The organism is Ruegeria sp. AU67 (assembly GCF_900312795.1).
Lineage (GTDB): Bacteria > Pseudomonadota > Alphaproteobacteria > Rhodobacterales > Rhodobacteraceae > Ruegeria > Ruegeria atlantica.
Genome location: NZ_OMPH01000019.1, coordinates 19,504 through 40,917, shown reverse-complemented (window position 1 = coordinate 40,917; position 21,414 = coordinate 19,504). Strand labels below are relative to the sequence as shown.

At 57.8% G+C, this 21,414-nt stretch carries 20 protein-coding genes; 10 read left to right on the top strand and 10 right to left on the bottom strand.

Annotation, left to right across the window (positions count from 1 at the left end; translation table 11 throughout):
• Positions 1-57 precede the first annotated feature (57 nt).
• Positions 58-1,815: a hypothetical protein gene (locus DK510_RS08490; protein WP_109311715.1), complete on the top strand. Its 1,758-nt coding sequence runs from the start codon at positions 58-60 to the stop codon at positions 1,813-1,815.
• Positions 1,812-3,062, top strand: coding sequence for a HupE/UreJ family protein (locus DK510_RS08485; RefSeq protein WP_109311714.1), 1,251 nt, complete (start codon positions 1,812-1,814; stop codon positions 3,060-3,062). The genes DK510_RS08490 and DK510_RS08485 overlap by 4 nt, the downstream gene beginning before the upstream one ends.
• 290 nt (positions 3,063-3,352) lie before the next feature.
• Here the strand turns inward: DK510_RS08485 and DK510_RS08480 are convergent, their stop codons facing one another.
• Positions 3,353-4,246, bottom strand: a complete 894-nt coding sequence (locus DK510_RS08480) for an AraC family transcriptional regulator (protein WP_109311713.1) — start codon at positions 4,244-4,246, stop codon at positions 3,353-3,355.
• A 168-nt stretch (positions 4,247-4,414) separates the two neighbouring features.
• Here DK510_RS08480 and DK510_RS08475 point away from each other — a divergent pair, with 168 nt between their 5' ends.
• Both DK510_RS08475 and DK510_RS23495 read left to right on the top strand, forming a co-directional pair.
• Complete coding sequence (locus tag DK510_RS08475; protein ID WP_109311712.1) at positions 4,415-5,368, top strand: SDR family oxidoreductase; 954 nt, start codon at positions 4,415-4,417, stop codon at positions 5,366-5,368.
• A gap of 85 nt (positions 5,369-5,453) precedes the next feature.
• Complete coding sequence (locus DK510_RS23495) at positions 5,454-5,582, top strand: hypothetical protein (RefSeq protein WP_255414866.1); 129 nt, start codon at positions 5,454-5,456, stop codon at positions 5,580-5,582.
• A gap of 73 nt (positions 5,583-5,655) precedes the next feature.
• Here the strand turns inward: DK510_RS23495 and DK510_RS08470 are convergent, their stop codons facing one another.
• The 4 genes from DK510_RS08470 to DK510_RS08455 all read right to left on the bottom strand — a co-directional run bounded on the left by DK510_RS08470 (position 5,656) and on the right by DK510_RS08455 (position 10,267).
• Positions 5,656-6,702: an aldo/keto reductase gene (locus DK510_RS08470; RefSeq protein WP_109311711.1), complete on the bottom strand. Its 1,047-nt coding sequence runs from the start codon at positions 6,700-6,702 to the stop codon at positions 5,656-5,658.
• Positions 6,703-6,989: 287 nt separating this feature from the next.
• Positions 6,990-8,183 carry an NADH:flavin oxidoreductase/NADH oxidase family protein gene (locus DK510_RS08465; RefSeq protein WP_109311710.1) on the bottom strand — a complete coding sequence of 398 codons (1,194 nt, stop codon included), beginning with the start codon at positions 8,181-8,183 and terminating at the stop codon, positions 6,990-6,992.
• A gap of 154 nt (positions 8,184-8,337) precedes the next feature.
• Complete coding sequence (locus DK510_RS08460) at positions 8,338-8,796, bottom strand: DNA polymerase III subunit chi (protein WP_109311709.1); 459 nt, start codon at positions 8,794-8,796, stop codon at positions 8,338-8,340.
• A 4-nt stretch (positions 8,797-8,800) separates the two neighbouring features.
• Positions 8,801-10,267, bottom strand: coding sequence for a leucyl aminopeptidase (locus tag DK510_RS08455; protein ID WP_109311708.1), 1,467 nt, complete (start codon positions 10,265-10,267; stop codon positions 8,801-8,803).
• 240 nt (positions 10,268-10,507) lie between these two features.
• Here DK510_RS08455 and lptG point away from each other — a divergent pair, with 240 nt between their 5' ends.
• The 5 genes from lptG (at position 10,508) to rsmA (ending at position 16,903) form a co-directional block, all read left to right on the top strand.
• Complete coding sequence (lptG, locus tag DK510_RS08450) at positions 10,508-11,608, top strand: LPS export ABC transporter permease LptG (protein WP_109311707.1); 1,101 nt, start codon at positions 10,508-10,510, stop codon at positions 11,606-11,608.
• Entirely contained in the window at positions 11,608-13,770 is a 2,163-nt protein-coding gene (locus tag DK510_RS08445; protein ID WP_109311706.1) for an LPS-assembly protein LptD, read from the top strand. Before lptG ends, DK510_RS08445 begins: the two co-directional genes overlap by 1 nt.
• The gene (locus DK510_RS08440; protein WP_109311705.1) at positions 13,761-15,014 is read left to right on the top strand and encodes a peptidylprolyl isomerase; all 1,254 of its coding nucleotides are present in this window, start codon (positions 13,761-13,763) and stop codon (positions 15,012-15,014) included. Before DK510_RS08445 ends, DK510_RS08440 begins: the two co-directional genes overlap by 10 nt.
• The gene (gene pdxA, locus DK510_RS08435) at positions 15,011-15,976 is read left to right on the top strand and encodes a 4-hydroxythreonine-4-phosphate dehydrogenase PdxA (protein WP_109311704.1); all 966 of its coding nucleotides are present in this window, start codon (positions 15,011-15,013) and stop codon (positions 15,974-15,976) included. The genes DK510_RS08440 and pdxA overlap by 4 nt, the downstream gene beginning before the upstream one ends.
• A gap of 84 nt (positions 15,977-16,060) precedes the next feature.
• Positions 16,061-16,903, top strand: coding sequence for a 16S rRNA (adenine(1518)-N(6)/adenine(1519)-N(6))-dimethyltransferase RsmA (gene rsmA, locus DK510_RS08430; protein WP_109311703.1), 843 nt, complete (start codon positions 16,061-16,063; stop codon positions 16,901-16,903).
• A gap of 59 nt (positions 16,904-16,962) precedes the next feature.
• Here the strand turns inward: rsmA and DK510_RS08425 are convergent, their stop codons facing one another.
• The 3 genes from DK510_RS08425 to prfA form a co-directional block, all read right to left on the bottom strand.
• Positions 16,963-17,553, bottom strand: coding sequence for a DUF4167 domain-containing protein (locus DK510_RS08425; protein ID WP_109311702.1), 591 nt, complete (start codon positions 17,551-17,553; stop codon positions 16,963-16,965).
• Between the two features lie 237 nt (positions 17,554-17,790).
• On the bottom strand, positions 17,791-18,636 hold the full coding sequence (prmC, locus tag DK510_RS08420) for a peptide chain release factor N(5)-glutamine methyltransferase (protein WP_109311701.1): 846 nt from the start codon (positions 18,634-18,636) through the stop codon (positions 17,791-17,793).
• A complete protein-coding gene (gene prfA / locus DK510_RS08415) occupies positions 18,633-19,688 on the bottom strand; it encodes a peptide chain release factor 1 (protein WP_058277596.1) in 1,056 nt (351 codons plus the stop codon). Before prfA ends, prmC begins: the two co-directional genes overlap by 4 nt.
• Before the next feature lie 63 nt (positions 19,689-19,751).
• Here prfA and DK510_RS08410 point away from each other — a divergent pair, with 63 nt between their 5' ends.
• Complete coding sequence (locus DK510_RS08410; RefSeq protein ID WP_109311700.1) at positions 19,752-20,039, top strand: hypothetical protein; 288 nt, start codon at positions 19,752-19,754, stop codon at positions 20,037-20,039.
• Here DK510_RS08410 and DK510_RS08405 read toward each other — a convergent pair.
• On the bottom strand, positions 19,980-20,378 hold the full coding sequence (locus DK510_RS08405) for a DUF1499 domain-containing protein (RefSeq protein ID WP_370246255.1): 399 nt from the start codon (positions 20,376-20,378) through the stop codon (positions 19,980-19,982). The genes DK510_RS08410 and DK510_RS08405 overlap by 60 nt on opposite strands.
• Positions 20,379-20,450: 72 nt before the next feature.
• Positions 20,451-21,398 carry an agmatinase gene (gene speB, locus DK510_RS08400; RefSeq protein WP_109311698.1) on the bottom strand — a complete coding sequence of 316 codons (948 nt, stop codon included), beginning with the start codon at positions 21,396-21,398 and terminating at the stop codon, positions 20,451-20,453.
• Positions 21,399-21,414: the final 16 nt, after the last annotated feature.

The window sequence follows — 21,414 nt, the reverse complement described above, 5'->3', positions numbered from 1 at the left end:
AAACCTCGGGCTTGGATCAGGAAGCACAGAATAGGGCCTGCAAAGGAGTGTTCTCTCATGATGCCTTTTAAACCTTTGATCATTCTTGCCGTCTTTTTACTCTTGCGCCCGATACCAACGCAAGCCGACTTGCTGCCAGCGAATGGTGCGGAAACTGCTGCTAACTTCGCCGAAATTTCTGTTCTGGAAGACCGAGTCCGGGTCGCGTTGGAGATCGACCTTGGTGATGTTCACGGCTTTCTGGCGAAACCTGGGGACGGTGAAGATCAGGTCAGCAGCCTGACCGAAAGAACAGGCAAAGCGTTGGAAGTTCATGCAGATGGCACGGCCCTTGTACCCGAAACCTATCAGCTTGAAGTGCGCCCCAGAAAACCGAGGGTAACAGCGTTCAGGCCAAGCTACGGCCTGCCTTCAAATGACGAACGATCAGCGCAGGTCGTTTCCGTCGTCCTTGACTATCCTTTTACTGACCAACCAACGGAAATTGAATTCAAACCGCCGCTCACATCTGATGGAATTCCAACCGCGGCCATCGGGGTGATCTTCGATCACCTTGGCGTGGCCGTCACAGATTATCGATATCTTTCCCGGTCTGAGGTGTTTTATCCCAACTGGAACGACCCCTGGTACAGTCGGTTTGAGAACCCGAACCTGACCAGGCACCACAAATCAGCGCTCATGTCCTTCGTGTCTGTTGAGCCGCGAGAAGTTCGCCACGAGGTGATCTTCCGTCTGCGTGATTTGGAAGGCTGGGTCGATCTAAGACTTGGAGAAACGACAGACCTTGATGCCGCTGCGATGGCCAATATTGAGCAGCAGGCCATCGATTTGTTTTTGAGTAGCAATCCATTGACAATTGACGGTCAGCCTATCGTTCCAAGCGCGGCAAAGGTTGAGCAGCTTTCTGTTGGCGTTAATGGTTTGAAAGTTCTTGAAAATCCGTTGAATACAAATCGGGATACTGCCCTGCTTGGCATAGTTCTGTCTTACCCCCGCGATACATTGCCCAATGAGGTTTCCTTGAAATGGGACTTATTTACTGAAGAAGCAGAAACCATACCTGTTCAAATTTCGGATCCCGCCGGGGCTGTGCCCGGGCAAGTGACCCGAGATGTGCCCGACATTTCGTGGAAAAACTATATTCTGAACTGGAGTGATCCAAGAACACAGCCGGTCAGGGTTGCCGCTGTGCGCTCTATACCGGTTCCGGTCTGGTCACTTGGGCTTGTTGTCTTTGCAGTATTCCTTGGGGCGTTTGCATGGCGAAACCGCTCGGGTCAGTGGCAGGGATGGGCTGTGGGTGCCCTTTCAATCTGTCTCGCTGCCACCGTTCTGAGGACCGCGACGTGGGAAATGACACTTCCGGCCGGTACGCTGGCCAACACAGATGCAGCTGTCGAGATTACCGAGAAAATTGTCTCAAACCTCGCAACTGCGCGATTGGAGACGCAGGGCCCCCAGATGTCAGAAGTCCTGAATGCTTTCGTCACCGCACAGGCACTGAATGACGTCGGGGCAGAAATCCGGCGCGGTTTGTCTGTATCTCTGCCATCGGGTGCCACCGCTCAGATCGAATCCACTGAAGGGTTGGTGGTAGAAAGCGTCGATCCCAACGCAGATGGCAGCAATCAGGTATTGGCCCGCTGGAACGCCACGGTCAGTGGCGGTCATTGGGGCCACTTGCATCGTCGCACCGTGTCGTATCGCGCATTGCTGGAAGTCCGGCAGTACGAAGACGCATGGTTCTTAACAGGTCTGACAATTCTTGAAGCTCGAGTGAATCGTCAATTCACATCGGAAGGAGGCAACTCATGAGGCATGTCTTCATATTTCTTGCAGCCGTTATCAGCTTGCTCACTCAGCCCGCATTGGCTCATTTCAAGCTGAATCAGAACGTACGAGTGCATCACGTGTCTCATTCCGGCGATGGGTTGGACATCTATCTACGAATGCCGATGTCCTATGTTATGGCGGGTCTGGTCGGGTCTGAAGATTCCGAGGGCCTGCCCACCCCGGCGCCATATACATACAATCAGATCGAAGGTGGTGTTCTGATGCACTATCTGGATCAACACGCGCTGCGAAGCGATCCGGAAGGATTGGCAGCTCTTGCAGCCGATACTGTTGATTTGTCGGTCGAAGGGCACGCACAACCCGTAACTGTCGTATCCATGCGATTGCATCCCCTGGGGTCTGAGCTGGGGTTTGCCACCCTGGAAGAAGCACAATCCGCGGTAACTGGTAGGAACGTATTTCCGCGCGCCGTAGGCGAGACCTATGTCGGCGACGTCATGCTGGATCTGCACTTGCGCTACAATATCGGTCCCGTTGACACATACAGCCTTTCACATAGATCAAACCCCGGACTGCCGGGGCAGGAAGATACAGCGAACCTAATCCTTGATTACAATGGAGAGCTAATCCGCACTTTTCGCGCGACCGGGCTTATGCACGATCCGGTCACCGTTTCCGGATCTGCAACCGCTGCCGCTTCGACCTTTGTTGTCGAGGGCATTCGACACATATTGGAAGGCCCCGACCATGTTCTATTCGTACTTTGTATGATCATCGGAGCGCTGAACCTGCATAGCCTGTTGGCGCGCGTAACGGGATTCACCCTTGGCCACACGGTGACGCTGATCCTCGGCTTTTTTGGCATCGCCCCAAGCGGCGCATGGTTCATCCCGACAGTCGAGTTGGCAATTGCTTTGTCAATTATCTACGCCGCCATAATGGCCGTCCGTCCTTCTGACCAAAAACATGGTGATCTAAAAGCTTTTGCCATCACCTCAAGCATTGGTCTGCTGCACGGATTTGGCTTTTCCTTCATGCTGCACCAAATCCTGCGGGTTGATGCGCCAAATGTCTGGCACAGCTTGCTTGCCTTCAATGTTGGTGTCGAAATAGGGCAGTTGATGATCGTTTTGCTGATCTGGCCTCTTGTTCTGTTTCTACGCAAGTTGCCGGGCCGCGTATGGGTCGGGTCGCGAGCCGCCGTTGCCGCCTGTGCCAGCCTGATCGCCATGATTTGGGTTGTAGAGCGGGCGGAGTTTTTCGTGTGATGCGGTCTGGGATTATGGCAGCTTATGTGTGCATTGTCGCCGCTGTTTTAGCTCCCAACACTCGTTACTATGGGCACTGAGCCGAATTGCTGTGGCGATGCTCAGACTCCGAAATGCTCGCCGAGAATGACCGGAATGTGCCCTGGACGACAAATGCTGCACTCATCACCTAAGTCGTCTTTGGGCTCGATGCGGTCATTCGCAGAATTTTTGTGTGCGTCTGTTTCGCGGACAAAGCGCCATTCCGCTGCGGCTGCGCCAAGGTCTGCTTTTCTATCAAAAAAACAACCTCAAGCAACACCCGCCTGTAGTTGCTGTGCATCACCCCATTGTCTTGGCGATTGCCCATACATGCGCCTGAACTCGCGACTGAATTGGGACGAGCTGACATAGCCTACGTCCATTGCGGCTTCGTTTACGGGCATGCCACCCGCGATCTTCATGGCGGCGTTGTTGAGGCGCATCGACTTAACGAATTGGATTGGTGCCATCGTCGTGACCTGCTTGAATTTTCGATGGAAGACCGCCCGGCTCATGCCCGCCCGGCTCGCCATATCGTCAATCGAGATTGACGCATCCAGATTTGATGACACATGCGCAATTGATCGCGCAATGGCATTACCTGCGCGGAATGCCTGCCGGGCGAAAGTGCCAGCTTCTCCCTTCAGGATCGAATAGAGCACCTCGCGCAATCGCGCCTCGCCGAGAACCGATGTATCCGTCTCGCTGTCTCCGAGCCGCAGTAGCCGCAACAGCGCTTCCGTGAACCCATCGTCCCATCGCGCGAGCCTAATTCCCGGCTCCCTCAGCTCTCCTTTGACCGAAGGCAGAGCGCCCCCGGCATTTTCCATCTCCATTTCCAGCTCGGCCATGGCGCGTTGCTCAAGAGAGATCATGACCCCGTAGAGTGGGCTGTCATGTGACGCCAAAGGCGTCCCCGCCTTGACCGGCATCGACATTGGGCAGCAGAGATACTGGCTGTTGTCGTATTCGTATCTTCGGCCATCCAAAACGGCTTCCTTCACCCCGCTGACAATGGCCACGACGCAGGGTTCGTAAACGGCCGGAACACAGGGGATTGATTGCTTGGCACGAAAAAACCGCACACCCTTGATGCCCGTCTCCGTCACGCCGTCCGTTTCGGTTCGGTCTGCGATGATTTGCTTGATCTGATCCTTGCTCATAAGAGCGATGTAATGGCTCCAGGTCGATGCTGGCAACTACCTTGATACAATCGGGCAAGTATTTGCGATGATCTTGCCTGTTTCTGCATGCTGGCGAGAGCTATCTGCATTTCCATGCTTAAACAAAGTTCGCTTGGCCCATGCGCCAACGCGGATAGGAGACAAAAGATGCCAGATACCACATTTGGACCCAAAGGCTGGATGCCTGTGCGCCTCGGCGACCTCTCCGGCAAGACCTACCTCATCACGGGTGCCAACGCTGGTGCCGGGTTCCAGGCCGCGCGGACGCTCCTCAAAAAGAACGCCAAGGTTGTGATGTTGAACCGCTCGGCTGAGAAGTCTCAGGCGGCAGTTGCGAACCTGAAGAGTGAGTTCGGCAGCGAGGCGGAAGTGAGCTTCATTTGCATGGACCTGGCCTCGCTTGCAAGCGTACGCGAAGCTGCGGACGAGGTTCTGAATTCCGTTCCCCGGATCGATGCGCTCATCTGCAATGCTGCTATCGCGCAGGTGCCAACCCGCAAGCTGACAAAAGATGGGTTCGAGAGCCAGCTTGGCACAAACCACTACGGTCACTTCCTACTCTGTGGTCTTCTGTTTGAACGGATTGAAGCCTCAAAAGGTCGGATCGTTGTTGTCGCCAGTCTTGGCTACAACATGGGTCTGAAGACGATCAAGTTTGACGACATGAACTGGGAAGAGGGTTACGGGCCTAATACCGCCTACTCACAAAGCAAGCTGGCGCAAATGATGTTCGCCTATGAACTACAGGACAGGCTTGCCGCCGCTGAGCGCACCGAGGTCGACGTCTATGTCTGCCATCCCGGCTCGTCGGCAACGTCACTGATCAGCACGAGTGGCAACCGGACGATACGGTTCATCTGGTGGCTCATGACCAAGACGCCGATGGTTCAAACGGCCGAGCAAGGGTCCTATCCCGAAGTCATGTGCGCCACCGAAGAGACTTTGACCGAACAACGCGCGCTTTACGGGCCGACGGGCCGTATGGAAGCGGTTGGCCAGGTCGGTAAGGGTACATTGAATCCGCACGCGTATGACAAACCCGTCATGACAAGGCTTTGGGACGTGACTGAAAAAGCGACAGGGTTCAGCTGGGAACTTTAGCCCAACCGGGTGCAACGCGATTGTCGATGCTCAGCCTCAAGAGCGGAAGTTCGTGCGCCGCGCAGCATCCGGAGGAACGGGCTCTATGCTTACGTTCGCCACGGCAATGGCCAATGTGTGCAAAGGGCTGTCCGCGGCGTTCAAGTATCCTGAACATCATTATCTTGATAGCGCGTTTATCGCCTTGACGGTCAACAATGTGCGCGGGCGCTAAAAATTTTGACCCAAGCCGACAATTGCGAGGAGGTGCCAACCAGAAGTGCAATCGACGACTTGGCAGCGCGCCCCTAGAACGGCATCGGATGCGCGCGATGCGCGGCACCGATATCCGCCAGAACGTCATCCGCCAACACCACCTCTGTGCCCGCCAAAATATGGGCCAGCTGCGCAACCGTAGTCGCGCCAAATATGGCAGACATCATGAACGGGCGTGTCCGGCACCATGCCAGCGCCATATGCACCGGATCCAGGCCATGCCGCTGCGCGATCTCCAGGTAGGCATCGACGGCCCCAAACACACGCTCGTACTTACGCCCACCCATGGTCGGAACCAGATCCATGCGCGAACCTTTAGGCACCGCTCCGCCCTGATATTTGCCCGTCAGAAACCCTGCAGCCAACGGAGAAAACGCCATCAGGCCGACATCCTCGTGCACGCTTAGCTCGGCCATATCGGTGTCGAAATGGCGGCACAGCAGAGAATACTCATTCTGAACCGAAGCGACCCGAGGCGTGCCCATCTGCTCGGCCAGCCGAAGCCATTGCGCGGTGCCCCATGCGCTTTCATTCGACAGGCCGAATGCGCGGATATTGCCCTTGTCGACTTGCTGTTGCAGGGCTTCAAGACATTCCTGCATATTCGCCAACACCTCATCGGTGTTGTGACCAGACGGCGCATAGTCCCAGTTCTGTCGAAACATGTAACTGCCGCGATTGGGCCAGTGAAACTGATACAGATCGATGCAATCTGTCTGCAAACGACGCAGAGATCCCTCGATCGCTTCGGGAATCGTTTGCGCAGAAATCGGTGCCCCGTCGCGGGCATGGGCGAAACCTGCACCGGAATGTTTGGTCGCCAGAATGTATTCCGCCCGCCGCGCGGGGTTCACCGCATTCCAGTTGCCCAGGATTTCCTCGGTCCGCCCCACGGTCTCTTTCAAGACCGGGTTCACCGGGTACATTTCAGCAGCGTCAACGAAATTGATCCCCGCCTCCAGCGTCATATCGATCTGGGTATGTGCATCGGCCTCAGAGGTCTGCGCGCCAAACGTCATGGTTCCAAGGCACAGATCCGTCACTTCAATACCAGTGCGCCCCAATGGGTTCTTTTTCATCTCAAAATCCTTCTGCTCGCAACGTGGCGCACCCTAATGCAGAGAACAGGTAGGGCAAGGGTGCAGGCGAGCAATTCCGGTGCAACAAGGGGTTGGGCTTATTCAAACCTCTCTGCAAAAAGCGGAATAAAGCCAAACGCAGCACACGGCGTTTCTGCCCCCTGTGATACGGGTATCCATGCCGATTCCAGCGAATGCGCTTTTTTTTAAGTTTTGGTCCGCCATGCGGACCAATGCTGCCGGTCACTGCGGCTGCGCCAATGTCGGCTTTAGGTTGCTCGTGAAGTTCACCTGAAATGAGAATTCCAAACCTCTCGTCGAACCTCATCTCTGGCCTCGTATGCCGCTATTGCTTCCTCTAGCTCGTCGGGTTCAAGCGCGTTTTCCCCCCTGGCGATCCGCGTGACTTGCATCGTGTACCATGCAGTCACACCGCCTTCCGGAGGGTTTTTGAAACGTGGGAATTGCGGCTCGTCGCGTTGATCGGAAAGCCAAAATGATGGCAATTCTGGATCAACGACCAATGCGCGGGCCAATCCAACGAGATCTGCCTTGCCTTCTGCAATGGCGCTTTTGGCCTGTGCAAGCGTCTTGAAACCGCCCGTCACCATAAGGGGAATGTTCGTTTTCGCACGCGCACGTTCAGAAAAATCAAGAAAATAGGCACCGGAACCCGCACGATCCGATGATGACGCAGCACCCGGAAAATATGTGCCACCGCTGACATCAATCAGATCAATTGTTGTTTTGTCTAATGCCGCAATGACCTCAAGGGATTCATCTTCAGCGAAGCCGCCTTCAAGTTGATCCGTCGCGTTCAACTTGATGCCCACAGGGAAATCCGGGCCAACGGCATCACGCACGGCGCTGATCACTTCCAGCAGCAGTCTCATCCGGTTTTGCAAAGCACCGCCATAGGCATCTTCGCGTTTGTTGAATAGCGGAGACAGAAACTGGTTGAGTAAGAATCCATGGGCCGCATGCAACTCAACGCCACCGAACCCGAGCTGCTTGGCAAGGTTTGCCGTGCGTGCAAATTCGGCCGGCAGCGCGTGGATGTCATCCAAGGACAGCACGCCGCATTTCAGACCAGGCAAATCAAGTCTACTCGGACCCTTCGGCGAGCTGATCGGAGCATCCGCCATCGCACCTGCATGTCCAAGTTGCGGCCATAAATGGGCGTCGTTGGTTGCCCCTGCCTGTGCAAGTTTTCTTAGAAATGCGAAATCGGATTGATCGTTCATAACCAAATTGCCGGGCTTCTCTGCAAAATGAGGTGTGCCTTGCACTTCGCCGATGATCGACAGGGCGAGGCCGCCAGTTGCCCAACGCTCATAGAGCTTGATTTGATCATCACTTGGATTGCCTTTGCCATCACCAAGCGAGTCAGACATCGCCGATTTAGCAATACGATTTTTAAGAGTTACACCGCAGGGCAGAATTAGCGGCTGGCGCAAGAGAGACTGGGCTTTATTGGACATTTGGTTCCTCAAACTTAGGCCTTAAAGATTGAAAGCAGTCATTTTTGCCGTGTACCGCATCCGTCAATTTGGACTTCAATTCGGTCATTGAGGCGTTTCTGATCCCACATTCTTGCGCAATGACCACCATACCTTCCGGAAAGTGGCTCGGGCCCTAAGCCTCAGCCTTCTTTTCCCAGCGCCCGGATTCTTCGGACCAGTATTGGGCGGAACATCCCGCACCGGTCAAAGCCTTCCACTGCCCGCGCGCGTGTTGAACGGCCTCTGCGTCATTGCCATCGAACAAGATACATACACGGTCCAATTTCTTGATCTCTTCGGGGTCGACCGCCGCGCCATCTACCGCCATGACACAAGACGGGTCATTGGCAGCCTGCGCCTCGGTCGTCAGCAGGATCGGCTGCGCGGCATCGCGCGGACCGCCTGCGCGGCCATGTGGCAGAAACCCTTCCTCGGGCCCCTGCCAAAGCTTTTCATCCAGCCAGTCCATCCGCGCGGGATCGCTGCCCCGCACGGCAATCTTCCACCCGGCCTGCCGTGCCTTGTCCAGCAGCACCGGCAAGGTATGCTCCAACGGTTGGCGGGTCAGGTGATAGAAATAGACGGCACCCATCGGCTTACTCGAAGTTGTCCTGAACGAAACGGCTCAGCGCGCGGACACCCCAGCCGGTTGCGCCCTTCGGGGCGTAGGATGTCTCGGACGAGACCGAAGCAACACCAGCAATATCCAGGTGAATCCAGGGCATGTCTTCTTTTACGAACCGCTGCAGGAACTGCGCCGCCGTGATCGAACCCGCAGGGCGTCCGCCCACGTTCTTCATGTCGGCGATCCGCGACTTCAGCTGCTTGTCATAGGCTTCGCCCAACGGCATTCGCCATGCGCCTTCGTCCTCGGCCCCTGCCGCCTTCAGGAAGGCATTACAGAACGTGTCGTTGTTCGAAAATACGCCCGCGTTCTCATGCCCAAGGCCGATAATAATCGCTCCGGTCAGGGTGGCCAGATCGACCATGCCCACAGGCTTGAACCGTTCTTGCGCGTACCACATCACGTCGCACAAAACCAAACGGCCCTCGGCATCGGTGTTGATGATCTCGACCGTGTCGCCCTTCATGGATTTGACCACATCACCCGGACGCGTGGCGTTGCCCGAAGGCATGTTTTCCACCAATCCGACCAAGCCGACAACGTTGGCCTTGGCCTTGCGTTTAGCCAGCGCGCGCATGGTGCCAGCAACGACACCCGCGCCGCCCATGTCCATGGTCATGTCTTCCATGCCACCCGCAGGTTTCAGCGAAATACCACCGGTGTCGAACACCACGCCCTTACCGACCAAAGCCAGCGGCGCGTCATCTTTGTCGCCGCCATTCCATTGCATCACCACAACCTTCGAAGGGCTGACCGACCCCTGCCCCACGCTCAGCAGCGTACGCATGCCCAGCTCAGCCAGTTTGTCTTCTTCCAGCACTTCGACCTCAAGCCCCAGTGCCTTCATCTCGTCCAGACGGTCGGCGAATTCGGTGGTGGTCAGGATATTCGCAGGCTCGTTGGTCAAATCGCGTGTCATGCGGACACCGTCGGCAACGGCGTAGAGCGGTGCAAACGCAGCCTCGATCTCATCCGCCTTCTGGTGGGTTATGATGACTGAACCGGCCTCATCAGACTCCTTGGTTTTGTGCGCATCAAAATCATAGCTGCGCAGCGCGATGCCCATGGCCAGAACCTCGGCCTTGACCTGATTGCCCGACATCACCAGCAGGTCCTTGCTGCCCGCCAGCTTGGCCAGCGCGGCACCGGCCTTGCGGGCCTCGGCGGGTTCGGGGCGGCGCGGCAGGACCAGAACGTCCAGCGCCTCGGCTGCCATGCCGGATGGCCACGCCATCGAGATCACGTCACCGGTTTTCACCTTTTCGAACCGCTCGCTTTCGACCAGCCGTGTCACAGCTCCGCGGGTCAGGCGGTTGGCGCGACGGGCGGCGGGGTTCATTTTGCCGTCGGACGGGATGATTATGGCCACGCGCCCTTCGGCCTGCGCCATCGTATCCATGTCGGGGTCCTGGAAATGGATCGGTACAAGACTGCTCATTGCGAACTCCTCAAAATCAGTTCCCCAAGACCTAGCCCGCGCCGCGCGGCTTGACCAGATAGCAGTTTTCCCCGGCCCGCATTTGGATTACAGTCCCGGAAAAAATCCGACAGGCTCGGGGGAGAAGGTTTTGGCAAGACAGAGCAGGCATAGGCCGTCGCGCACAATTGCGTGCAGCGGTGATTCTGGTCTGCACCCGACCAAAGGCTGTTTGCGCGTCTTTTCGGCAGGAGTTCCTTCGTGATCCTCGACCGCTACTTCGCCCGCCGATTCATTCAAAGTTTCCTGGTCATCGGCAGCATTTTCCTGACACTGATGATTCTGATTGACCTGATCGAACAGGTGCGCCGCTTTGACGATGCAAATCTGTCCTTTGGTCAGCTGTTGCAGTTGACGTTGCTGAATACGCCTGCCGCGATCAGCGAAATGCTGCCGTTGCTGGTCATCCTGTCCACGATCGCGTTGTTTATCGGTCTGGCCCGCAGTTCGGAACTGGTTGTGACCCGCGCCACCGGCCGATCAGGCATCCGCGCCCTGTTGGCCCCTGTGGTGATCGCCCTGATCATCGGCGCACTGGCGGTTGGCATGCTGAACCCCATCGCAGCCGCCACGTCGGAAGAGTACAAACAGCTTGCCGAATCCTACAAAAATAACGGCGGATCAACGCTGTCGATCAGCGCCGACGGCCTTTGGTTGCGGCAGGGATCGGCCGATGGCCAATCCGTGATCCATGCCCAGGATACATCCAACGGCGACAGGTTCACCCTTAATCAGGTAACGATCATTACCTTCGCCCCGGACGGAACACCGACCCAGCAAATCGTGGCCGACCAGGCCGATCTGGAGAACGGTACATGGGTCCTGACCAATGCCAAGATCTGGGCGCTTGAAGGCGGTGTGAATCCGGAAACCCACGCCGTTGAACATGTCCGGCTTGAGGTTCCCACATCGCTGACACGCCAGCGGATTCTGGACACGCTTGGCGATCAGGATTCCGTATCGGTCTATGACCTGCCGGAACTGATCCGTGACCTGCGCGAAGCCGGGTTTTCGACCAAGCAATATGAGGTCTGGTTGCAGGTTCAACTGGCCCGCCCCTTGTTTCTGATGTCGATGGTCCTGATCGGTGCGGCCTTCACCATGCGCCACGTGCGATTTGGCGGCACCGGGATCGCGGTTTTAACCGCCGTCCTGCTGGGATTTGGTATCTACTTCATTCGCAACTTTGCCCAAATTCTGGGGGAAAACGGTCAATTGCCTATCTTAGTCGCGGCCTGGGCCCCGCCCTTCGCAGCCATTCTTCTGTCCCTCGGCCTTTTGCTGCATGCGGAGGACGGCTGATGCGGCTTATTGCCAGTTTGTTTCTGTCCGGTGCAGTCGCACTGACCATGCCCGTGGGCGCATTCGCGCAATCTCAACCCGCTGCCGATGCCGCACAGGTTGCCACGCAAGAAGATCAACCTGCCCTCCTGGTGGCCGACCGGATCTTTATCACACCCGAGCGTAATCTGGTGGCCGAAGGGAATGTCGAAGCCTTTCAGGGCGACACCAAGGTCACGGCCACGCGCATCACCTATGACCGCGAAACCGGCAATCTGTCGCTGGAAGGCCCGGTCCGCATTGATCAAGGCGGCGAAACCACGTTGCTGGCTGATTCCGCCGAACTGGATGACGGGATCATGAACGGTCTGCTGATCGGAGCCCGCATGGTGTTCGATCAGCAGGTTCAGATCGCCTCGGTCCAGGCTGCGCGCGCGGGGGGGCGTTACACACAGTTCAGCAAGGTCTCGGCGACGTCCTGCCATGTCTGCGCCAATGGCAAACCGCCGCTGTGGCAAATCCGCGCCCGCAAGGTCACGCATGACCAATTGGAACGCCAACTGTATTTCGAAGGAGCACAGTTCCGGATACTGGATTTCCCGGTTTTCTACTTCCCCTATCTGCGCCTGCCCGACCCGACACTGGACCGCGCAACAGGATTCCTTGTCCCGTCGATTCGCACCACATCGCAGCTGGGAACCGGCGTGCAGGTGCCGTATTTCTTTAAGCTTGGCGACCACAAGGACCTGACGCTGACCCCCTATATCTCGGGGAAAACAAGAACACTGGGCTATCGCTATCGCCAGGCATTCAAACGCGGACGGATTGAGCTGAACGGCGCTTTCACCCGCGACGACCTGCAAGAAAACGAGGATCGGGGCTATCTTTTTGCCAACGGTTATTTCCTCCTGAACAACGACTTCCGCCTTTTGTTTGATGTGAAGACAACTTCGGATAACGCTTATCTCGCGGATTATGGCCTGCCCGATTTTGACCGGTTGCGCAGCGAAATCGCGCTTGAGCGGATCAAACGCGATACCGCCTTCCGCACCAGTTTCATCCATTACAAATCCCTGCGAGACAGCGAAAATGAGGAAGTGATCCCATCACGGATCTTCGACCTGTATTTTCAGAAACGCTACTTCCCAACCTCTGTCGGCGGTGAAGTTCGCTTGGGCTTTGTGGCCCACAATCACACACGCACCAGCGATCAGGATATCGTTGGCCGCGATGTCGCGCGTGCCACATTCGATGCGGACTGGATGCGCAGCTGGATTTTCGCATCGGGCCTCAGGGCTGATGCCCGGTTCGGGACATCGGTGGATATCTTTGACATCCGAGATGACAGCCAGTTTCCTGACCAGGTGACTCGCGCGGCCCCCCGCGCCGCACTCACACTGCGTTATCCGATGACCCGTCGGGAAAAGTCAGGCGCCACGCAGGTGCTTGAACCCATCGCGCAAGTCGGTTGGACGAACGTGACAGATCAGGACGTTCCCAATGACGAAAGCACCTTTCAGGAATTCGACCAGGGGAACCTGTTGTCCCTGTCACGCTTTCCGGCCCCGGATCGCCGCGAAGATGGCGCGACGGCGGTGTTCGGGGTCAATTGGGCGCGCTATGCCGCAAATGGCTGGCGCGCGCTTGCCACTGTCGGACAGGTCTTCCGCTCGACCGCTGACCCCAACTTCAACCTGACGTCGGGCCTACAGGGTACCGCCTCCGACGTGTTGTTGGCCGGTCAGTTGCAAACCGCCAATGGCTGGTCTTTGGCGGGACGTGGACTGTTGAACGGTGATTTCAGCTTTTCCAAGGCCGAGATGCGCGCTGGCTGGAACAAACGGAATGTCGGCCTTACCGGCAGCTATGTCTGGCAAGAACCAGACCCGGCGGAAAATGCGGATGATGAGATATCCGAGATCCGCATGAATGGGCGTTACCGTGTCGACCAAAACTGGTTGACGCAGGCCTATGCGCGCTATGACCTCAGCGAATCCGAACCGATCCGATATGGGCTGGGCGTTACCTACCAGAATGAGTGTGTAAAAGTTAACATGACCGTCAGCAGGCGATTTACCTCATCATCAAGTATTGAGCCTTCGACAGAATTCGGGTTTACCGTTGCCCTGACAGGTTATTCCGTCGAGGGTGACGGCCAACAGTACAAGAGAAGATGCAGTTGATTTCACGTTTCTCGCGAATAGTCCGTTCCGGTTGGTTAAAGCCGGTTGCACCGGCACTGGCTGCCGCTTTGCTGGCCCTGTCCACTGGTCACAGCCAGGCTCAGAGCCTGTTTTCACCTGCGATCAAGGTCAACCAGGACATTGTCACCTGGTACGAACTTCAGCAGCGCCAGCAATTCCTGACTGTTCTGGGTGCCCCTGGCGCCACCGAGGACGAAGTCCGCGACTCGCTGATCGACGAACGACTGCGCAAACAGGCCATGCGTGACGCAGGAATCGAGGTCGCACCTGAAGACATTCAGGTGGGCATTGATGAGTTTGCAGCCCGTGGCCGTCTTTCGACCGATGAGTTCCTGCAATTGCTGGGCGAATCTGGCGTTTCCCCCGAAACCGTGCGGGATTTCGTCGCTGATCAGCTGTCGTGGCGCGACTACGTCAGTTCGCGCTTTCTGTCGCAGGCCAGGCCGAGCGAAGACGAGATCAACCGGGCTTTGGGACAGGCCGGGAGTGGCGGGCTTCAAGTCCTGATGTCGGAAATCATTATTCCGGTCACGCCGCAGACCTTGGCCCAAGCCGAATTGCTAGCCGAAGAGATCGCACTGCTTGAAGGTTTCGATGCGTTTTCCTCTGCCGCCACACAGTATTCCGCAGCTGGCACACGCGATGACGGCGGGCGTTTGGAATGGCTTAACCTGACCGACTTGCCGCCTGCCCTGCAACCCGTGATTCTAGGTCTCAAAACGGGCGACATCACACAGCCCTTGTCGTTGCCCAACGCGATCGCCTTGTTCCAGCTGCGCGGATTGCGCGAAGTAAGCACCAGCGCGCCGCGTTACTCCAAGATCGACTACGCGATTTACAACATGGCCGGCGGTCGCAGTGCCGAAACCCTGGCCAAAGCCGCCGAGTTGCGCGAACAGATTGATAACTGCGACGACCTCTACGGTATCGCCAAGGATCAACCTGCCGGGGTACTGCAACGTGTCGAAGCCAGCCCGTCCGAGATCCCCCGCGATGTGGCGCTTGAGCTGTCCAAGCTGGACCTGAACGAAGTTTCGACGACGCTGACGGGAAACAATGGCCAGACTCTGAAGTTCCTGATGCTATGTACGCGCACATTGGACCGGGGCGAAGACACGACGCGCGTGGATGTAGCCAACGCCCTGACACAACAGCGCCTTCAGGCCTTTGCCGAAAGTCTGGTTGAACAGCTCCGCGCCGACGCGACGATCATCGAGCAATGACCGCGCCCATCGCGCTTAGTTGTGGCGATCCCGCTGGAATAGGCCCTGAAATCGCCGCCAAAGCCTGGTCAAAACTGCGCGCGAGCTGCCCGTTTTTCTATATCGGCGACGCGGCGCATCTGCCGGCAGGCACGCCTACGCAGCGGATCAGCGATCCGGCACAGGCCATTGATATCTGCGCGAATGCCCTGCCTGTTCTGCAATTGAGCTTTCCCGCCACAAACGCAGCAGGCCAACCGGACCCGTCCAATGCGCCCAGTGTGATCGACGCAATCGAATCCGGTGTTTCCCTGGTGCAATCCGGTGCCGCATCGGCGCTGTGCACTGCACCGATCCACAAAAAGGCCCTGATCGACGGGGCCGGGTTCGCCTATCCTGGCCATACCGAATTTCTCGCCGCTCTGGCCGGGCGCAAGCGCGTCGTGATGATGTTGGCCAGCGAGCAGCTTCGCGTGGTGCCCGCAACGATTCACATTCCGCTGTCGCGCGTCCCGTCCGAGCTCACCCCCGACCTGCTGCGCGAAACCATCGCCATTACCGCTGAAGGCCTGCGCAGACAGTTTGGTATCCCCCATCCCCGCATCGCCATTGCAGGCCTCAACCCGCATGCGGGCGAAGGCGGTAAAATGGGGCATGAAGAACTGGACTGGATCGCCCCTCTGATATCTGATTTGCCGGGCGATACCTGCACGGTTACCGGCCCATACCCGGCGGACACGATGTTCCACGCTGCCGCCCGCGTCCGATATGACGCCGCAATTGCCATGTATCACGATCAGGCATTGATCCCGATCAAGACGCTCGACTTCGACCGTGGCGTCAACGTGACCCTCGGCCTGCCCTTCATTCGCACCTCGCCAGATCACGGCACGGCACTGGATATCGCCGGACAGGACATGGCAAACCCCACCAGCCTGATCGAGGCGCTGAAACTAGCCCAACGGATGGCACAAAGCGCTTGATCCTTCACCTGGCTGAAAATATCCCCGCCGGAGGCAAAAAATCACTGGCGTTCCCCCCCGGACACGCGCCACGGTAATCGGATCATGAGTTCAATCGACACCCTTCCCCCTCTACGCGAGGTTATCGCGACACATCAGCTCTCGGCGCGTAAATCGCTGGGGCAAAACTTTCTGCTGGACCTCAACCTGACGGCCAAGATCGCGCGGCAGGCGGGCGATTTGACAGAATGCGACGTGCTAGAAATCGGCCCCGGCCCCGGTGGTCTGACCCGTGGCCTGTTGTCCGAAGGTGCGCGCAAGGTCGTCGCGGTCGAAAAAGACACCCGCTGTATCGCTGCCCTGAATGACATCGCTGCTGCTTATCCGGGCCGTCTTGAGGTCATCAACGGCGACGCCCTGGAAATCGATCCGCTGGCGCATCTGACCCCGCCGATCCGCATCGCGGCGAACCTGCCGTATAACGTTGGCACCGAATTGCTGGTGCGCTGGCTGACCCCGCCCGAATGGCCGCCGTTCTGGCAAAGCCTGACGCTGATGTTCCAACGCGAAGTCGCAGAACGCATCGTTGCCCAACCCGGGGGCAAAGCCTATGGCCGCCTTGCGATCCTTGCCCAATGGCGGGCCGAGGCGCGCATCGCCATGTCCCTGCCCCCCGGGGCTTTTACGCCGCCACCAAAGGTCTCAAGCGCGGTTGTGCACCTGACGGCGCTGCCCGAACCGCGCTATCCGGCGGATGCCCGGGTTCTGTCGCGTGTCGTGGCCGCAGCTTTCAACCAGCGCCGCAAGATGCTGCGCGCATCGCTAAAAGGCGTGGCGCCGGATATCGAGGACCGCCTGCTCGCGGCTGGGATTCAACCAACAGAGCGCGCCGAACAAGTCCCGCTCGAAGCGTTCTGCGCGCTGGCCCGAGAAGTTCAAAAAAACTAATGTGCAAAGAAAAAGCCCGGGAGCGTAATCCTGGGCTTTTTTGAACTCTATGACGGAAATTACTCAGCCGCTTCCGGTGCATCACCGTTGCTTGTCGGCGCGTCCTCTGCCCCCTCTGGCGCAGGCTTTGGCTTGCGCGTACGCGGGCGACGCGGTGCTTTTTCTTTTTTCGCCGGTGCTTCGGTGGCAGCAGCAGCATCCTTGCTCTCCGGGGTCTCAACCAAACCGGATTCCGGGGTAGCTGCCTCGGGTGTGAAATCCATCACGTCCGGTTGCGGCGCTTCGGCCGGGTCCGACTGACGGGCGGCAGCTTCGCGCTCCTGGCGCTCGGCGCGTTCGCGATCCCGCTCAGCCTGACGCTCGCGGTTCTGGCGGTCTTGCTCTTCGCGTCGCGCTTCCATTTCGCGCTGTGCTTCACTCAGCAGGCGCAGATAGTGTTCTGCGTGCTGCTGAAAGTTCTCAGCGGCCACACGGTCATTGGACAGTTGGGCGTCGCGCGCCAACTGATTATACTTGTCGATAATCTGCTGGGGCGTACCGCGCACCTTGCCTTCGGGACCCGAGCTATCAAAAACCCGGTTTACGACATTACCCCCAGAAGGGCGGTTGCGGTTATTCTTGACCCGAGAGCGGGATTTGGAAGATCTCATTTACTTTACGTCAGCCTTGTCATTCGCTGTCGATCATCTCGCATCCTGCACTGCTCAAAAGCTTAGCTGTGACGCGATGTCGACCATTTTGGGCTTGGCGTCCGGGGCCCGCTGAACCAGCGTCATCCCTCCGACTGGTGTTGAGTAAACACGTCCTGTGCGTGCAGACAAGGGGGTTGTCCAAAAATTCGCAGCTTTTTTACATTAATCGGCGTATTTCGGCCTCAGGTTGCCGCATTAAAGCGGCATTTTGGCAAAAACGACGCGATCGCGGCCGTCCAGATCGGGAACGATCCGTGTGGTTGTCAAACCCGCCGACTCGAACAAAGCCGCGACGCTTTGCCCCTGCGTTGGCCCGATTTCCACCAACAGGCGACCGCCGGGCAATAGAAAGTCCGGCGCACCCGCCGCGATGCGGCGATAAGCGCCCAGCCCGTCCCCTTCGTCCGTCAGCGCCATGCGCGGTTCATGCACGCGCACTTCTGGCGAAAGGTCGGCCATTTCTTGCAGTGAAATGTAGGGCGGATTCGAAACGATCAGATCAAACTGGCCGTCAATATTCTGAAACCAGTCAGATTTCAGGATTTCCACCCGACCCTGTACCTGATGTTGCACTGCATTTGCGCTGGCCTGCAGACAGGCGGCCTCGCTCAGGTCCGCACCCACGCCCGAGGCACTGGCCCGTTCAGCCAGCAACGTGATCAGGATACAGCCTGAGCCGACACCCAGATCCAGTACATGATCGAACGGTTCGCTGAGCGCGGCTTCGATCAGCGCTTCGGTTTCCGGCCGTGGGTCCAGCACATCGCGACTGACGCGGAACCGTCGGCCATAAAACTCGCGCTCGCCCAACAGGTGCGACACCGGAACACGCACCGCACGCAGCGAGATCAACTGATCATAACGCTCTGCAATCTCAGGAGACAGCTCTTCGGGCGCGATCAAAGTGACCCGGCTGGCTTCGATCCGCGCCGCATGGGCCAGCAAAACGCGCGCGTCCCGTGCCGGGTCGGCTACGCCTGCCGCCCGCAATCGCGCCGTGGCTGCGACCATCGCCTGTGCTGCTGTCAGCGCGGCGATCATTGCGCCATATCGGCCAGCAGCCGCGCCTGATCATCGGCAGTCAACGCATCGATCACCTCATCCAGATCGCCCTGCATCACCTGATCCAGCTTGTATAGCGTCAGATTGATGCGGTGATCGGTCATGCGCCCCTGCGGAAAATTGTAAGTTCTGATCCGTTCAGATCGATCCCCTGACCCCACTTGGCTGGCACGATCAGCCGACCGCTCACTGTCGATCCGCTGACGCTCCTGATCATACAGCCGGGTTTTGAGCACCTGCATCGCAATCTCTCGGTTGCGGTGCTGCGATTTCTCCGAGCTTGTCACAACGATCCCCGTCGGCAGGTGGGTAATCCGAACCGCCGAGTCGGTTGTGTTCACGTGCTGCCCCCCAGCGCCCGAGCTGCGCATGGTGTCGATGCGAATATCATTGGCGTCGATCTGGATGTCCACATCCTCGGCCTCGGGCAAAACCGCGACCGTCGCAGCCGAGGTGTGAATGCGTCCGCCACTTTCGGTTTCGGGCACACGTTGCACCCGGTGCACGCCGGATTCGTATTTCATCCGGGCAAACACGTTTTCGCCCTTGATATGCGCCACGACCTCTTTAATCCCGCCCAAGTCCGAGGCCTGTTCTTCGATGATCTCAAACTTCCATCCCCGCGCTTCGGAATACCGCTGGTACATGCGCAGAAGGTCCCCGGCGAACAGCGCGGCCTCATCTCCGCCAGTTCCGGGGCGGATTTCCAGCATCGCCGGACGCGCATCCGCCGCATCACGGGGCAACAACGCAAGCTGCAAGGCGTGTTCGGATTCGGGGATGCGGGTCTTCAATGCCGGAATTTCTTCTTCCGCCAGTTCTTTCATGTCCGGGTCGGCCAGCATCGCCTCGGCCTCGGCCAGATCGGCGACCAGTTGACGCCACGCCATGATCTGATCCACAACCGGTTTGAGGTCGGAATATTCTTTGGCCAAGGCCGCAATATCCCCACCCGAGGCACCATCTGCCATGGCCGCTTCGAGGTACTGGAATCGCTGGGTTATCTGTTCAAGTCGTTCTTCGGGGATCATCCGGGCGGTGTCTATCAATCCGGCCCTTTGGTCAAGGCCCCTCACTATGCTAGGCTATTGCACATGAAACGGTTGATACTTGTTTGTACACTGCTCGTAACGCCCGCCCTGGCCGACGTGGTCGGCCCCGGCGGCAAGGTTCAGGACTGCTATTGCACCGACAAATCCGGAACCCGCGTCGAACTGGGCGAAATGATCTGCCTGCAGGTCGACGGCCGCATGTTCATGGCGCAATGCCAGATGTCTCTGAACGTACCGATGTGGCGCGAGGTTCAGGAGGGGTGCTTGTCCTCAGGGCTGCAACAGAGCAAGCCACTCATCAACACGAGCGCGGTTTACCCCAAAATCTGACCGGCCAAACCTGAGACGAGCGTAGATGCGAAGCGTGTCTCCGTCCTGTTGCACTGTCGCGTAGTCCGGAAAGCCGATCACTTTCGTGCGTGTGATGTAGGTAATCATCCCTTCATCAACAGACCCGGCCAAAACTGATGTTCGGTCTGAAACGCGTGCGAACGCATCCAGCCGCAGCAGGCCATCCGGCCCCGTTTCGACCACACGGACGACACCTCCATCAAGATCACGGTCCTGATCACCTATCGGTGCCACATGCCATTTTGCCGGGTCTGATGGTGCAAAACGAATGTATGCTCCAAGCAAAATTACCAGAACAACAATCAGCCACAGCGCCATTTTTTTCATCCCCGGACCAGCCCTTTCGCCGACCATATTCGGATCGCTTTGGCAGACAAGGTGCGAACTCTTTTACCGTGACGTCACGCCTGGCAATATGCACAGCAGTTCGAACAACAAGTTCGCTGCAGTCAGCGCCGTGTTGCCTGACGGATCGTATGGCGGCGACACCTCGACCAGATCGCATCCGACCACTTTCACACCCGAAAGCGCATGAATCAGCTGCAACGCTTGCGGCGTGGTCAGCCCTCCGATTTCAGGTGTTCCGGTGCCGGGGGCGTAAGCCGGGTCCAGACTGTCGATGTCATAGGTGATGTAGACCGGGTGGTCGCCGATCGTTTTGCGGATTTGTGAGCCGATCTCAGTCAGGTTCTGCTGCCACAGCTCCCACGCCGGGAATTGGCGAAAGCCCCAGTCCTGCGCCTCAGTGAAGTCGCTGGCCGCGTAACCCGAACCGCGAATGCCGATCTGAAAGGTCTTGTCCGGGACGATCAGCTTTTCTTCATAGGCGCGGCGAAAGACAGTACCGTGCGTTTCACGCTCGCCGAACATCTCTTCATTCACGTCGGCATGAGCATCCACATGCACCAGCGCGACCGGACCATGCTTGGCCGCAATAGCGCGCAAAATCGGCAGCGTGATCGAATGATCGCCGCCCATCGCAACGGGAATCACCGCCTGATCGAGTATTGAATCGTAGCTTTCCTTGATGATCTTCAGGCTGTCGGCCAGCGAGAACGTATTGATCGCCAGATCCCCGATATCCGCGATCTGCAGGCTGTCGAACGGAGCGGCCGAATTGGCCATATTATAGGGCCGGATCATCGCGCTTTCGCTGCGGATCTGTTTTGGCCCAAACCGCGTGCCGGACCGCCACGAGGTGCCGATATCCATCGGGATGCCCAGCACGGCCACATCCAGACCGGCCAGCGAGTCAGCCTGCGGCAACCGCATGAACGTGTTCGGCCCAGAAAACCGCGCCAGATCATTGCCGCTGATCGGTTGGTTAAAGTCTGTCATGCCCGTATTTCTCCCG

Bases quoted from the DNA above. Each gene is read 5' to 3' on its own strand.
- DK510_RS08490 (WP_109311715.1), top strand. From the start codon at position 58: ATGATGCCTTTTAAACCTTTGATCATTCTTGCCGTCTTTTTACTCTTG.
- DK510_RS08485 (WP_109311714.1), top strand. From the start codon at position 1,812: ATGAGGCATGTCTTCATATTTCTTGCAGCCGTTATCAGCTTGCTCACT.
- DK510_RS08480 (WP_109311713.1), bottom strand. From the start codon at position 4,246: ATGAGCAAGGATCAGATCAAGCAAATCATCGCAGACCGAACCGAAACG.
- DK510_RS08475 (WP_109311712.1), top strand. From the start codon at position 4,415: ATGCCAGATACCACATTTGGACCCAAAGGCTGGATGCCTGTGCGCCTC.
- DK510_RS23495 (WP_255414866.1), top strand. From the start codon at position 5,454: ATGCTTACGTTCGCCACGGCAATGGCCAATGTGTGCAAAGGGCTGTCC.
- DK510_RS08470 (WP_109311711.1), bottom strand. From the start codon at position 6,702: ATGAAAAAGAACCCATTGGGGCGCACTGGTATTGAAGTGACGGATCTG.
- DK510_RS08465 (WP_109311710.1), bottom strand. From the start codon at position 8,183: ATGTCCAATAAAGCCCAGTCTCTCTTGCGCCAGCCGCTAATTCTGCCC.
- DK510_RS08460 (WP_109311709.1), bottom strand. From the start codon at position 8,796: ATGGGTGCCGTCTATTTCTATCACCTGACCCGCCAACCGTTGGAGCAT.
- DK510_RS08455 (WP_109311708.1), bottom strand. From the start codon at position 10,267: ATGAGCAGTCTTGTACCGATCCATTTCCAGGACCCCGACATGGATACG.
- DK510_RS08445 (WP_109311706.1), top strand. From the start codon at position 11,608: ATGCGGCTTATTGCCAGTTTGTTTCTGTCCGGTGCAGTCGCACTGACC.
- DK510_RS08440 (WP_109311705.1), top strand. From the start codon at position 13,761: ATGCAGTTGATTTCACGTTTCTCGCGAATAGTCCGTTCCGGTTGGTTA.
- pdxA (WP_109311704.1), top strand. From the start codon at position 15,011: ATGACCGCGCCCATCGCGCTTAGTTGTGGCGATCCCGCTGGAATAGGC.
- rsmA (WP_109311703.1), top strand. From the start codon at position 16,061: ATGAGTTCAATCGACACCCTTCCCCCTCTACGCGAGGTTATCGCGACA.
- DK510_RS08425 (WP_109311702.1), bottom strand. From the start codon at position 17,553: ATGAGATCTTCCAAATCCCGCTCTCGGGTCAAGAATAACCGCAACCGC.
- prmC (WP_109311701.1), bottom strand. From the start codon at position 18,636: ATGATCGCCGCGCTGACAGCAGCACAGGCGATGGTCGCAGCCACGGCG.
- prfA (WP_058277596.1), bottom strand. From the start codon at position 19,688: ATGATCCCCGAAGAACGACTTGAACAGATAACCCAGCGATTCCAGTAC.
- DK510_RS08410 (WP_109311700.1), top strand. From the start codon at position 19,752: ATGAAACGGTTGATACTTGTTTGTACACTGCTCGTAACGCCCGCCCTG.
- DK510_RS08405 (WP_370246255.1), bottom strand. From the start codon at position 20,378: ATGGCGCTGTGGCTGATTGTTGTTCTGGTAATTTTGCTTGGAGCATAC.
- speB (WP_109311698.1), bottom strand. From the start codon at position 21,398: ATGACAGACTTTAACCAACCGATCAGCGGCAATGATCTGGCGCGGTTT.